Below are 13,710 nucleotides of genomic sequence, written 5' to 3' on the forward strand. Positions count from 1 at the left end.
CGTGACACGCCAGGGACGCTCGTTTCTGTTTCTGCAGGGGGTCTGCTCTCCCTTCTATCCGCGGCTCGGCCAGCGCCTGGCTGCCGCGGGTCATCGCGTGGTCAAGGTCCAGTTCAACGGCGGTGACACCCTCTACTGGCGGCGCGACAGCGGCTCGGTCTACCATTTTCGGGGCACCTTGAACGAACTTTCCGCCTTCGTTACCTCGCTGTGGGAACGCTACGCGATCACCGACCAGATCGTCTTCGGCGACCGCCGCCCCGTACACCGACCGGCCGTCGAGGGTGCCTCGGCCCAGGGCATTCGCACCCATGTCTTCGAAGAGGGCTACTTTCGCCCCTTCTGGATCACCCTGGAGCGCGAGGGGGTCAACGGCCACTCCCTGTTGCCGCGGGATCCGGAGTGGTTCCTGGAAACCGGCCGACGGCTGCCAGAGCTGCCCGCGCCCGATCGCTTCAAGTCTGCCTTTCGCGTACGGGCCACCCACGATGTGCTCTACCATCTGGGCGGGCTCGCCAACCCGCTGGCCTTTCCGCACTACCGCAATCATGCGCCGATCACCGCCCCGGTGGAGTACGCCGGCTACCTCAAGCGCTTCACCCAGCTGCGCTTCTGGAAACCCCGCGACGAGAAGCGTATCCAGGCGCTGGTCGCCGGCAAGCGCCCCTTCTTCTTGCTGCCGCTGCAGCTGAATACCGACGCCCAGATCCGCGACCACTCGCCCTACGCCAACATGCAGGAGGTGGTGGATCGCGTCATGGGCTCCTTCGCCGAATTTGCCCCGGCAGACGCTCTGCTGTGCATCAAGAACCATCCGCTGGACATGGGGCTGGTCAACTACGCCAGAATCATACGCCAGCTGGAGCGCTTCTACGGACTGGAGGGGCGTATCGTCTATCTGGAGTCCGGCAACCTGAATACGCTACTCAAGCGCGCCGCCGGCACCGTCACCGTCAACAGCACCGTGGGCATCGTCTCGCTGGAGCACCGCTGCCCCACGCTGGCGCTGAGCGATCCTATCTACAACATGGCCGGGCTCACCTACCAGGAGAGCCTGGATGAGTTCTGGCACAAGCCGCCGCCACCGGATGACAAGCTCTTCCGCTGCTTCCACGACACCGTGATGCATGCCACCCAGATCAATGGCGGCTTCTACTGTCGCCGCGGCATCGAACTGGCGGTGGACAACGCCGCCAGGGTACTGACGGCCGAGCGATCACCCCTGGAGGCGCTGCTGTGAATCAGCCAGAACCCAGCCACCCCGAACTCAACCATCCCGAACTCAACCCCCCAGGGCGCAACCGGCAGATCGAACGCACAGTGCTGATCACCGGCGCCAGCGGCGCCATTGGCGGCGCCCTGGCGGTGGCCTATGCCGCTCCCAAGACGCGGCTGCTGCTGCATGGCCGGCGCCTTGAGGCCCTGGAAGCGCTGGCCATGCAGTGTCGTGCCCTCGGCGCCGAGGTCGAGTGCCATGACGCGCCGCTGACCGATGATGCTCGCCTGGAAGCATGGCTCGAGGCCCTGGCTAACCGCTGCCTGCCGGATATCGTCATCGCCAACGCGGGGCAGAATCAACATGTGCCGGGCCCTGGCGAGCTGGAGCCCTGGGAGCAGGTCAGCGACCTGCTGGCGATCAACTTGCGCGTACCCATGGCCATGGCCAATATCCTGACCCCACCCATGGTTGGGCGCGGCTCCGGCCAGCTGGTGCTGATGAGCTCCCTGGCCGCCTGGCACGGCCTTCCGGCAACGCCCAGCTACAGCGCCAGCAAGGCAGGGCTCAAGGCGTTCGGGGAAGGCCTGCGAGGTCATCTGGCGCCCCACGGCGTCGGCGTTACCGTGGTCATGCCGGGCTATGTCAGCTCGCCCATGTGCGCGGCCATGCCAGGCCCCAAGCCTTGGGAGTGGCCGCCCGAGAAAGCCGCCCAGGTCATTCAGGCGGGCATCGCCCGCAACCGCGCCCGCATCAGCTTCCCCTTCCCGCTCAATGTCGGCTGCTGGTGGCTGGCGGTGCTGCCGGCGGGTATTTCCCAGCGCCTGCTTCGTCTCATGGGCTACGGCAGCCGCCCATGAGCATCGCCCTCGCCGTTCCGCTGCTGACCAGTCTGGCGCTGACCTTCGCCATCGAAGCCCTGCTGCGTCCCATCGTAGCCCCCTTCTGGCGCCGCCTGCCGGCAACGCTGGCGGTCCACCTGGGTAGCGGACTTCTGCTGTTCGCGCTCTTCCTGCTGGTGCTGCAGCGGCCCTGGTTCGCGGTAGTGTTCATCGCCTCGCTGCAGCTTGTGGTGGTGCAGTCGAGCAACACCAAGTCGGCAACCCTCAAGGAGCCGTTCATCTGCCAGGACTTCGAGTACTTCCTGGACGCCGTCAAGCACCCCCGGCTCTACGTGCCCTTCTTCGGCATCCGGCTGGCGGTGGCCGCCACCACCGCCGGCGCCATGGCCATCGCCGCCTTCCTGTGGCTGGAGCCCTCGCTGCTCAGCCGGCATGGCCCGGCGGCGCTACTGGTACCAGTCGGCTTCCTGCTGCTGATGTCGGCGGCCCTGCTGCTGCCGGGGCTGAAATATCTGCCGGCGTGCCACTTGGAGCCCCACGACGACCTGCATCGCCTTGGCCTGTTTGCCAGTCTGTGGAGCTACGGCCGGCTGGCACTCAAGCCCTTGCCGGCTGACGCCTTGAAGACCCCGTTCGCCGCGGTGTCACCCTCGCCAGATACAGCACCTCTTGGCCTACCCCACCTGGTGGTGGTGCAAAGCGAGTCTTTCTTCGACCCGCGTGAGTGGAGTGAGCTGGTGCCCGATGACCTGCTTTCCCACTTCGATGCCCTGAAGCAAAGCGCCCTTCGCCAGGGCCCACTCCGTGTCCCCGCCTGGGGCGCCAACACCGTGCGCACCGAGGCGGCCTTCCTGACCGGCCTGCCCCCCGAGGCGCTGGGTATCCACCGCTTCACCCCCTATCGGCAGTTCACCCGAAGCCCGATCGCGACCCTGCCCAGCCGCCTGCGCGAGCTGGGCTACCGCACGGTGTGCGTACACCCCTACCCGGCCAGTTTCTATCTGCGCCACAAGGTGATCCCCCGGCTGGGCTTCGATGATTTCCTCGACATTCGCCATTTCGATGCCGCCGACCGTGACGGCCAGTACGTTGGCGACCGGGCAGTGGCCAAGAAGGTTGGCACCCTGCTGGATGATAGCGATAATAGGCCGCTATTCGTATTCGCCATCACCATGGAGAATCACGGCCCGCTGCACCTGGAGCGACCGCTGCCCGACGACGCACCGCGGCTTCCCGGGGTAGCAGCCAAGCGGCTGAAGGCGGAGGAGATCGCCGATTTGAGGATCTACCTGCGCCACCTGTGCAACGCCGACGCCATGCTCGGCCGGATTCGGGCGAAACTGACGCCCACCGAGCCCGGCTCACGCCACGGTATGCTGTGCTGGTACGGCGACCATGTGCCGATTATGAGCGGAGCCTATCGCCGGCTGGGAGAGCCCAGCGGCGATACCTGTTACGCTCTGTGGTCAAGCCGGCACCAGACGACGGCGAACGCTCAGGAGTCCGCCGAGCCACTCGACGTGAGCGAGCTGGGCATGGCGATATTTGAGGCGCTGCTGCAGGATGCCAGCCGCCATGAACCGCCCCATGACGCCACGGTTGGTGGCGACGGAGACGGTAGCGGCCGTCACAAGGGGCTCGACGACGTTCCCCAAAACAACGTTCCCCAAAACAATGATGCGGTAGGGCAGACCCAGAGCCATCAGGAGCAAGAATGAGTAAACGCGTTGCCATCATCGGCGCCGCCCACCGTTTCCCTGGTACGACACCTGAAACGTTCTGGCAGGACCTGCAAGCCGAAAAGGATCTGGTGACACGCGTCGCCGAGGACCGCTGGAGCCAAGAGGCCTACCAGCACCCCGAGCGCCAGCATCCCGGCACCAGCGTGACCTTCGCCGCAGGTAGCCTCGGCGACATCAGCGGCTTTGACGCAGCCTTCTTTGGCATCTCACCGCGCGAGGCCAGCCACATGGATCCCCAGCAGCGCATGCTGCTGGAGCTGGCCTGGGAAGCCATGGAGGATGCCTGCCTCGTGCCCGCTTCGCTGCGCGGCAGCCGCTGTGGCGTCTTCGTGGGCGTGGCCAGCATTGACTACGCCTACCGCCAGGCCGACGACCTCGAGTCCATCGGCCCCTCCTCGGCCACCGGCAACACCTCGAGCATCGCCTCCAACCGCATCTCCTACCTGTTCGACCTGCGCGGCCCCAGCATGTCGGTGGATACCGCCTGCTCGTCCTCGTTGGTGGCCTTTCATCAGGCCTGCCAGGCGATTCGCAGCGGCGAGACCGACATGGCGCTGACCGGCGGCATCAGCCTGCACCTGCACCCCTACGGCTTCATCATCTTCACCAAGGCCAGCATGCTCTCGGCCAACGGCTGCTGCCGAGTCTTCGACGAGGCCGGCGACGGCTATGTGCGCTCTGAGGGCGCCGGCCTGTTCCTGCTCAAGGACTACGATCGCGCCGTGGCCGACGGCGATCGCATCCTCGCCGTCGTGGCCGGCTCCGCCGTCAACACCGACGGCCACAAGTCAGGCCTGACCGTGCCCAACGCCAGCGCCCAGGTGGCGCTGATGCGCGAGACCTATGAACGCGCCGGCATCTCACCGGACGAGATCGACTACCTGGAGGCCCACGGCACCGGCACCGCGGTGGGTGACCCCATCGAGACCCGTGCCATTGGCGAAGCACTGGCAAAGCATCGCGCCACACCGCTGCCCATCGGCTCGGTGAAGAGCAACGTGGGCCACCTGGAGACAGCCTCGGGCGCCGTCGGCCTTGCCAAGGCGCTCTACAGCCTGCGTCATCGCGAAGTGCCCGCCACTATCGGCATCCGCACGCTCAACCCGCGCATCAAGTTCAACGAGTGGAACCTCGAGGTGGTCACCAAGTCCCGGCCGCTCAAGGCCGAGGGCAGGCTGATCATCGGCGTCAACTCCTTCGGCTTTGGCGGGGCCAATGCCCACGTGATCCTGGAAAGCCCACCGGAGCCGCAGGGCGCCGTTGTTGCCGCCGAGGCGAAAGGCCATGGCCCGCTGCCGCTGCTGCTCAGCGCACGCAGCGAACCGGCGCTACGAGCCACGGCCGGGCGCCTGGCCGAGTGGCTGAAGGTGAGCGACGACGCCCTCTACGATATCGCCTACACGCTGCGCCACCACCGCGAGCACCACGGGAGCGGCGCCCTGCTGATGGTCGACGGCCGTGAGGACGCCATCGCCCAGCTCAAGGCCCTGGCCGATCCGGAAGCCGAGCCAGGTCCTTCCACGGTGCGCGGCGAGCGCCTGGTGGGTGCCAGCGCCCCGGCCTTCATCTATGCCGGCAATGGCTGCCAATGGGAGACCATGGGTGCCGAGCTGCTGCAGAGCTCTCCGGTTTTCGCCGCGGCCGTGGACGAGGTCGATGCCCTCTTCCAGCACTACGGCAACTTCTCGCTGCGCGCCGAACTGGAAGGCCGCAACGGCGTGCTGGCCGACGGTGCCAGCCGCCTGATCCTGACCGAGATCGCCCAGCCGGCGCTGTTCGCCGTCCAGGTGGGCCTCACCCAGCTGCTGCGTCATCACGGCATCGAGCCCGCTGCCGTGACCGGCCACAGCGTCGGCGAAGTCGCCGCCGCCTGGGCCTGCGGCGCCCTGAGCCTGGACGATGCCGTCAAGGTCATCTACTTCCGCAGCCACTTTCAGGGCAAGACCCGCGGCCAGGGCGAGATGAGCGCCGTGGCACTGGGCGAAGACGACATCCGAGCGCTGCTCGACTCGGGGGACTACCCGGGCATCCACCTGGCCGGCACCAACAGCTCGAAGGGCGTCACCCTGGCCGGTGACCCCGAGGCGCTGGGGCGCCTGGAGGCCGACCTCAAGACACGGAGCATCTTCGCCAAGCGGCTGCCGCTGGACTACGCCTTCCATAGCCCGGCCATGGACGCCATTCAAATGGGTGTCATCGAGGCCCTGGCCGACATCTCGCCGCAGCAGGCGACGATGCCCTACGTCTCCACCGTGACCGGGGGCACCCTGCCCGCAAGCGATCTGGGCGCGGAGTACTGGTGGCACAACATCCGCCAGCCGGTGCGTTTCGACGCCGCCATCAAGACGCTGATCGACCAGGGCAGCAACGTCTTCATCGAGATCGGTGCCCACCCGATCCTGCGCCGCTACCTGAACGACGCCCTGCGCGACCGCGAGCGCCCCGGCATGGTATTCGGGACCCTGGAACGCGAGCAACCCGCCGAAGCCTGCCTGAATCAGACCGTCAGTCAGGTGCTGATCAGCGGCGCGTCGTGCGACCTGAGCCGCCACTTTCCGGTGGTTGGCCGGCGCGTCGAACTGCCCCGCTACCCCTGGCAGCGCGAACGCTTCTGGATCAAGGGCACCCCTGGTGGCCAGGGCCTGCTCAACCGCTACTATGAACACCCGCTGCTGGGCTATCGCCTGGCCCAGCAGCCCGACACCTGGGAAAGCCAGCTCGACACCCATCGCCTGCCCTGGCTCGCCGATCACGTGGTCGGTGAAGCGGCGGTATTTCCCGGTGCCGGCTTCATCGAGCTGGCCCTGGCCGCCGGTCGCCATGCCCGTGACGCCCAGGTCATCGATATCGAAGAACTGGAGATTCGCGCCCCGCTGCTGCTGGATGGCCAGCACGGCCGCCGCATGCGACTGCACCTCGCCCCCGAGGATGGCCGCATCGAGATCCGCTCCCGCGAACCGCTGGCCGAAGGCGAGTGGCAGCTCAATGCGGTGGCCCGCGTCATGCAGCAGAGCCGCGGCTTCCTGCTGCGCCGCGCGGCTCCCATCCTGCCGACGCGCGCCCCGGATATCGAACTGGCCGGGCACCTGGCCCTGGCCGAGCGCCTGGGCCTGCACTACGGCCCCGCCTTCCAGGCAATCGCCCGCACCTGGGTCGAGGAAGATAGCGTGATCGGCGAGATCACCCTGCCCGACGCCATCGTGAAGACGCAGGCCACCCTCCACCTGCACCCCGGCATCCTCGACAGCACCTTCCAGCTGTTTATTCCGCTGCTGGCCCGCGAAGCCGCCGTCCGCGGCCAGGAAGACGCCGGGCTGGCCTTCGTACCGGTACGGGTCGGTCGCCTGCAGTTCCTCGCCGACGGCGGCGTACCAACGCTGGCCCACGCCAGGGTGCTGAAACGCGCGCCCCACTCCTTTACCGCGGACTTCGAGCTCTTCGACGCTCAGGGGCGCGCCGTGGCGGTGCTCAGTGAGACCCGGTTCCGCGCCATACGCCTCAAGCGCCATCACCATCAGCGCTTCAGCTACCTCGACGTGCAGCTCACCCCGGCACCGCTCCGCGGCGACGCCAACGGCCTGGACCTGACACCCTTGCACGCCGCCGTGGCGCACCTGACCGACGCCTATCGACGCCACACCGGCGGGCGCTTTGCCGACGAGGTCGACCCCCTGCTCGACAGCCTGGCCGACGCCTTCGCGACCGAGACCGTGCAGCATCTCGCCGGCGGACCGCTGCTGAGCCACGCTCTCTATCGCGAGCTGACCCGCCAGCACCTCGACACCCGGCGCCTCCTCGACCAACTGCTGCATCAGCTCCAGGGCGCCGGTCGCCTCGAGCAGGGCGACCAGGGCTGGCGGTTCAGCGCTCCGGACGATGAGATTCCCGCCGCAACCATCTGGCAGCTGCTGGTGCGCGACTACCCCGACCACTTCGCCGCCGTTCAGCGCCTGGGCCGCTTCGGCCTGCACCTCCCGGCGCTGCTCGATGGCCGTGAGAACGCCGAGACCCTGGGCCTGGACGCCGACGCCCTGGCCGCCCTGTGCCGCCAGCTGCCCGGCGCCGCCGGCTGGCAGGCCATCGCCGAGGTGCTGCGTGACGCCCTGCCCCGGGTCGTCGAGGCCCTACCGGCCGGCCGACGCCTGCGGCTACTCGAGGCGGGGCCGGCCGCCCCGGCGCTCTCCGAGCGCCTCTGCGACCAGCTCAACGCCGATCGCTGCGACCTCGGCCTGCTCACCGTGGGCGAGACCGCCCGGCACCAGGCCGAACAGCTGCAGGAGCGCTTCCCACTGATCGACATCGAAGCGCTGGGGGAAGGCAGCGCCACGCTGCCTCCCGCCCAACTGGCACTGGTCACCATCGAGGTCAGCCACCGCGAGCGCACCCGCCGCCTGCTCCAGGCGCTGCCCGAGCGGCTCGCCCCGGAGGCCCAGCTACTGCTGGTCGGTATTCACCCCAGCGGCTGGCTCGACAGCCTGCTGGCCACCCCGGGCCTCAGCGACGATGGCACCCACCTGCTGGCCATGGACTCCGACGACGTCAAACATGAGCTAGAAGCCCTCGGCGCCACCGACATTGGCCTGCTGCCGCTGGAAGGGGACGACCGCGGCCTCTACCTGATGCATGCCCATTGGGGACAGACCCCCATTTCGCCGCAGCAGAATGAGGGTCTGTCCCCTATTACCCTGCTCGCCGACGACGCCACTCGCGCCCTGGCCGATGGCCTGGCAAGCGCGCTGGCTACCCGCGGGCAGCGAGTCACGATAGCCAGCGAAATTGAGGGAAATGAGGGTCTGTCCCCGATTGTCGTTGACCTGCGCCAGAATCATTACCGCTGCGCTCAGGCCATGGAACTGGCCCGCACGCTGGAACCGCTGGGCAGTGACGCCAGCCTGTGGCTGGTTACCCGTGGTGTCGCCGGAATGTGGGTGAATGGTGAGTGGAGAGTGGTGAGGAATGACGAGTCACCTACTCTGGACGCCGCCCTCTGGGGCTTCGGCCGCTCGCTGGCCAACGAGTCCACCGGCTACCCGGTGCGCCTGCTCGACCTGCCCGAGGGTGAGCTCGACGAGGCGGTGATCGAGGCCCTGGCCGAGGAGCTCAGCACCCCCGACGCCGAGAGCGAAGTCGTGCTCGATGCCCAGGGCCAGCGCTTCGCCACCCGGCTGCGCACGCTCCCCACACCTGGGCCTCAGGCAGAGGCCGCTCGGGACGAGCGCCAGGCCATGACACTCGGCTTCGAGCTGCCCGGCCAGCTGCGCAACCTGACCTGGACACCGCTGCCGCTGCCTGCGCCCGGGCCTGGCGAGGTGGAGGTTCGCGTCAAGGCCACCGGCCTCAACTTCCGCGACGTCATGTACACCCTGGGCCTGCTCTCCGACGAGGCGATCGAGAACGGCTTCGCCGGCCCCACCCTGGGGCTCGAGTTCGCCGGCGTGGTCGAAGCGGTGGGCGACGGCGTTCGCGACCTCGCCGTGGGCGAGGCGGTGGTGGGCTTCGGTCCGGCCAGCTTCAGCGACCGGCTGATCGCCAGCCGCCAGGCCGTAGCGCCGATCCCCGGTGAGCTCAGCTTCGCCGCGGCCGCCACCATCCCCACCACCTTCTTCACGGTCTACTACGCGCTAAAACACCTGGCGCGTCTGGCCCCGGGCGAGAAGGTGCTGGTTCACGGCGCCGCCGGTGGCGTGGGTATCGCCACCATCCAGGTCGCGCAGTGGCTGGGCGCCGAGATCCATGCCACCGTAGGCAGCCCCGAGAAACGCGACTTCCTGCGGCTGCTTGGCGTCGAACACCTCTACGACTCCCGCTCGCTGACCTTCGCCGAGGAGATCCTCGACGCCACCGACGGCCGCGGCGTGGACGTGGTGCTCAACTCCCTGGCGGGCGAGGCGATCAACCAGAACCTGCGGGCCCTGCGGCCCTTCGGCCGCTTCCTGGAACTGGGCAAGCGCGACTTCTACGAGAACACCCATATCGGCCTGCGCCCGTTCCGCAACAACCTCAGCTATTTCGGCATCGACTCCGACCAGCTGATGAAGGAGCTGCCCGAGCTCACCGGTGAACTGTTCGGCGAGATGATGGCGCTGTTCGCCGACGGCACCTTCACCGCCCTGCCCTACACGGCCTTCTCCAGCCAGCAGGTGGTGGAAGCCTTCCGCTACATGCAGCAGGCGCGCCAGATCGGCAAGGTAGTGGTCACCCATGATCAGGCCCTTCAGGATCGGGGGCAGCAGGCGGTCCCACACCGGGCGCTCAGCCGCGATGCCATGACGCTGCCGGAAGCGGCCAGCTATCTGATTACCGGCGGCCTGGGCGGGTTCGGCCTCAGGACCGCCAGGTGGCTGGCCAGCCGCGGCGCCCGCCGACTCATCCTGGTGGGCCGCAGCGGCGCAGCAAGCGACGAGGCCCAGGCCGGCGTGGCCGCGCTCGAGGCCGAGGGAGTGCAGGTCATTGCCGCCGCCTGTGATATCACCGACCCCGGCGCCCTGGCCGAGCTGCTCGCCCACAGCCGCGAACGATTCGGGCCGCTGCGCGGCGTGATTCACGCCGCCACGGTGATCGACGACGGCCTGATCCGCAACCTGGACGCCGAGCGCATCGCTCGCGTGCTGGCACCCAAGATCGACGGCGCCCGCCACCTGGACGAATTGACCCGCGCAGACGCCCTGGATTTCTTCGTGCTCTACTCCTCGGCGACCACCCTGTTCGGCAACCCCGGCCAGGCCAGCTATGTGGCGGCCAACCACTGGCTAGAGGCGCTGGCCGCCAGCCGCCGCGCCCGGGGCCTGCCGGCCAGCTGCCTGCGCTGGGGCGCCATCGACGACGTCGGCTTTCTGGCCCGCAATACCCGCACCCGCGACGCCCTGCAGGAGCGTCTGGGCGGTTCGGCGCTGCACTCCGACGATGCCCTGAGAGTGCTGGAACAGCTGCTGATCCACTCCGGCGATCAACGGGGCGGCCCCAACCTCGGCGTGCTGGAGCTGGAGTGGGGGGCGCTGGCGCGCTTCCTGCCCACCGCCGAGGCGCCACGCTTCAACGAGATCGCGCGCCAGGCCGAGGATGATGGCCGCAGCCATGACGACGGCGACGATATCGCCGCGCTGCTGGCCGGGCTCTCCCCCGAGGAGCAGCGCACCACCATCACTGAGCTGCTGCGCGCCGAGCTTGCCGCCATCCTGCTCATCGACGAGGCGAAGATCGACGTCAACCGCTCGGTCTATGAGATGGGCTTCGACTCGCTGATGGGCGTGGAACTGATGACCGCCATCGAAGCGCGTCTGGGCGTCCAGGTGCCGGTGATGGTGCTCAGCGAAGCCTCCACCCTCGACAAGCTGGCCGGCGTGCTGCTCAGCAAGCTCGGCCAGGCCAGCGGCGACGCCGAAGATGACGACGCCGAAATGGCGTCCCTGGCCGCCCGCCACGGCGCCACGGACCTCGAGGAAGCTGGCGAGGTGGCGGCCGCCAGCAAGGAGCCGCTCTCATGAGTCGAGACGATTTGAAGGCGCAACTGCTGGCCAAGGCGCGCCATCGCCCCCGCCAGGCCCCGGCCGCCTCGGTCGGGACACCTCGGGCCCCGGGCGCATCCCAGGTGCCGGAGCGCTTTACCCGCTTCGATACCCACCCGGGCTCCCAGCAGATCGCCATGATGCGCGAAGGGGCCCGTCGGCTCGGCCTGACGGACCCCTTCTTCAAGGTGCACGAGGGCATCGCCGGCGCCACATCACGCATCGACGGCCGCGAGTGCCTGAATTTCGCCAGCTACAACTATTTGGGCCTCTCCGGTGACCCACGGGTCGGCCAGGCCGCCTGCGATGCCGTCGACCGCTACGGCACCTCCGTCTCGGCCAGCCGGGTCGTCTCCGGCGAGCGCCCCATCCACGCCGAGCTGGAGCGCGCCATCGCCACGGCCTATGAGGTGGAAGACGCCGTGGCCTTCGTCAGCGGCCACGCCACCAACGTCTCGACCCTCGGCTACCTGATGGGGCCCAAGGATCTCATTCTCCACGACGCCTACATCCACAACAGCTCACTGGTGGGTGCCCAGCTCTCCGGGGCCAAACGCATTCCCTTTGCCCACAACGACGCCGAGGCCCTGGACGCGCTGCTGACCCGACACCGCGGCCAGTTCGAACGCGTGCTGATAGTGATCGAAGGGCTCTACAGCATGGATGGCGACGTGCCCGACCTGCCCCGTTTCATCGATATCAAGCGCCGCCACCAGGCCTGGCTGATGGTCGACGAAGCCCACTCCTTCGGCGTGCTGGGCAGGCGAGGCCTGGGCCTGCGCGAGCACTTCGACGTGCCGCCCGGCGACGTCGACATCTGGATGGGCACCCTGAGCAAGGCGCTGGCCGGCTGCGGTGGGTACATCGCCGGCTGCCGAGAGATGGTGGAAACCCTGCGCTACCTCGCCCCGGGGTTTCTCTACAGCGTGGGGCTCCCCGCCCAGGTCGCCGCCCCTTCGCTTGCCGCCCTGCAACTGATGCAGCAGGAACCCGAGCGAGTAGAACAGCTGCACGATATCTCGCGCTACTTCCTCGAACAGGCCAGGGCCCGCGGCTTCGATACCGGCCACAGCCTCGGCGCCGCCGTGGTGCCGATCATCGTCGGCAGCTCGCCGCTCGCCGCCCGGCTCTCCCATGAGCTGTTCGAGCGTGGCATCAACGTCCAGCCGATCCTGCATCCCGCCGTGCCGGAGAAGAGCGCCCGGCTGCGCTTCTTCCTCTCCTGCGAGCACACCCGGGAGCAGGTCGACAAAACGCTGGAAGCGCTTTCCGACTGTCTGTAGGGGACATCGCCGGATCAATCCGGTTATGGCAGCACCGATGCCACGGCCCTTTCAATGGCGGTCGATTCTACCCGAATCTCCATCGGCGCCTCGAAACGTCGCTCGGCCAGCATGACCAGCTGCATCCGCAGCGGCTCGCCGCGGCGGAGGGATTCAATATGCCGGTCATTCCAGGCTTCCCAGTAGCCCAGCCTTGATCTTACCCAGCATTGGTGGACACCGATCTAAGCGATCATTTGGGCCGCGGCCCACCGCCTGCGTTGGGCTTGTCGTGCACTATTCATGCAGCAGAGCCACCCCATTAAATTTCCTTAAGGGTCTGACCCTCACCGCCCCCAGACCACGAAGTAAGGGTTGAGCTTCTCTAAGGGATTCGCATAGGAGAGCGGCTGCCCTGCCAGGGTTTCCACACGCCCGCCGGCCTGCTCCACCACCGCCTGGGCGGCGCCGGTATCCCACAGGCAGGTGGGGCCGAGGCGGGGATACACATCGGCGGCACCTTCCGCTACCAGGCACAGCTTCAGCGAGCTGCCCATGGGCACCATGTCGTGCTGGCCGAGCGTTGCCAGCCACTCGGCGAGGTCCGGGCTGGGGTGAGAGCGGCTGCCCACCACCCTCCACGGGGTACCGTCGGCGGGCTTGCCAGCCACGCGAATCGGCTGACGCTCAGCATCCGTCTCGTTACCCCACAAGACCTTGAAGGCACCCACGCCCTCGGCGGCCAGGTAGGACACCTCCAGCGCCGGGGCCACGACAACGCCCAGCACCGGCCTGCCGTTCTCGATCAGCGCGATATTGACAGTGAATTCGCCATTGCGCTTGATGAACTCCTTGGTGCCATCCAGCGGGTCAACCAGCCAGTAGCGGCCGTTGGCATCCACTCCGGCAAACCCCTCGGCATCCTCCTCGGAGAGCACCGGAATGTCCTCCGGCAGTGCCGCAAGGCCCGCCACGATCACATTATGGGCGTCTTTGTCCGCTTCGGTAAGCGGGCTCTTGTCGTCTTTCTCCTCTACGGAGAAGCCGCGTGCGTAAACGGCCATGATGGCTTCGCCGGCTTGTTTGGCGATGGTGTGGGTTCTATCCAGGAGTGATGCTAGATCCATCTCATGAGTTCCTTTC

The 13,710-nt window shown here is 67.8% G+C and carries 6 protein-coding genes; 5 read left to right on the forward strand and 1 reads right to left on the reverse strand.

The window, feature by feature from the left end; translation table 11 throughout:
* The first annotated feature begins 1 nt into the window (after position 1).
* Genes ACM26W_RS14185 through ACM26W_RS14205 form a run of 5 tightly spaced genes read left to right on the forward strand, consistent with a single transcriptional unit; the run spans position 2 to position 12,588 of the window.
* On the forward strand, positions 2–1,240 hold the full coding sequence (locus tag ACM26W_RS14185) for a capsule biosynthesis protein (RefSeq protein ID WP_416137620.1): 1,239 nt from the start codon (positions 2–4) through the stop codon (positions 1,238–1,240).
* Complete coding sequence (locus ACM26W_RS14190; RefSeq protein WP_416137621.1) at positions 1,237–2,076, forward strand: SDR family NAD(P)-dependent oxidoreductase; 840 nt, start codon at positions 1,237–1,239, stop codon at positions 2,074–2,076. The genes ACM26W_RS14185 and ACM26W_RS14190 overlap by 4 nt, the downstream gene beginning before the upstream one ends.
* Complete coding sequence (locus ACM26W_RS14195; protein ID WP_416137622.1) at positions 2,073–3,776, forward strand: LTA synthase family protein; 1,704 nt, start codon at positions 2,073–2,075, stop codon at positions 3,774–3,776. The genes ACM26W_RS14190 and ACM26W_RS14195 overlap by 4 nt, the downstream gene beginning before the upstream one ends.
* Complete coding sequence (locus ACM26W_RS14200) at positions 3,773–11,284, forward strand: SDR family NAD(P)-dependent oxidoreductase (RefSeq protein ID WP_416137623.1); 7,512 nt, start codon at positions 3,773–3,775, stop codon at positions 11,282–11,284. The genes ACM26W_RS14195 and ACM26W_RS14200 overlap by 4 nt, the downstream gene beginning before the upstream one ends.
* Entirely contained in the window at positions 11,281–12,588 is a 1,308-nt protein-coding gene (locus ACM26W_RS14205; protein ID WP_416137624.1) for an aminotransferase class I/II-fold pyridoxal phosphate-dependent enzyme, read from the forward strand. Before ACM26W_RS14200 ends, ACM26W_RS14205 begins: the two co-directional genes overlap by 4 nt.
* A gap of 326 nt (positions 12,589–12,914) precedes the next feature.
* Here the strand turns inward: ACM26W_RS14205 and cysQ are convergent, their stop codons facing one another.
* Positions 12,915–13,694: a 3'(2'),5'-bisphosphate nucleotidase CysQ gene (gene cysQ / locus ACM26W_RS14210; RefSeq protein ID WP_416137625.1), complete on the reverse strand. Its 780-nt coding sequence runs from the start codon at positions 13,692–13,694 to the stop codon at positions 12,915–12,917.
* Positions 13,695–13,710: the final 16 nt, after the last annotated feature.

The sequence above is a fragment of the Halomonas sp. HK25 genome, assembly GCF_047795635.1.
Classification (GTDB): Bacteria; Pseudomonadota; Gammaproteobacteria; order Pseudomonadales; family Halomonadaceae; genus Halomonas.

What these genes read in the sequence shown, in the direction of transcription:
- ACM26W_RS14195 (WP_416137622.1), top strand. Translation starts at nt 2,073, where the DNA reads ATGAGCATCGCCCTCGCCGTTCCGCTGCTGACCAGTCTGGCGCTGACC.
- ACM26W_RS14200 (WP_416137623.1), top strand. Translation starts at nt 3,773, where the DNA reads ATGAGTAAACGCGTTGCCATCATCGGCGCCGCCCACCGTTTCCCTGGT.
- ACM26W_RS14205 (WP_416137624.1), top strand. Translation starts at nt 11,281, where the DNA reads ATGAGTCGAGACGATTTGAAGGCGCAACTGCTGGCCAAGGCGCGCCAT.
- cysQ (WP_416137625.1), bottom strand. Translation starts at nt 13,694, where the DNA reads ATGGATCTAGCATCACTCCTGGATAGAACCCACACCATCGCCAAACAA.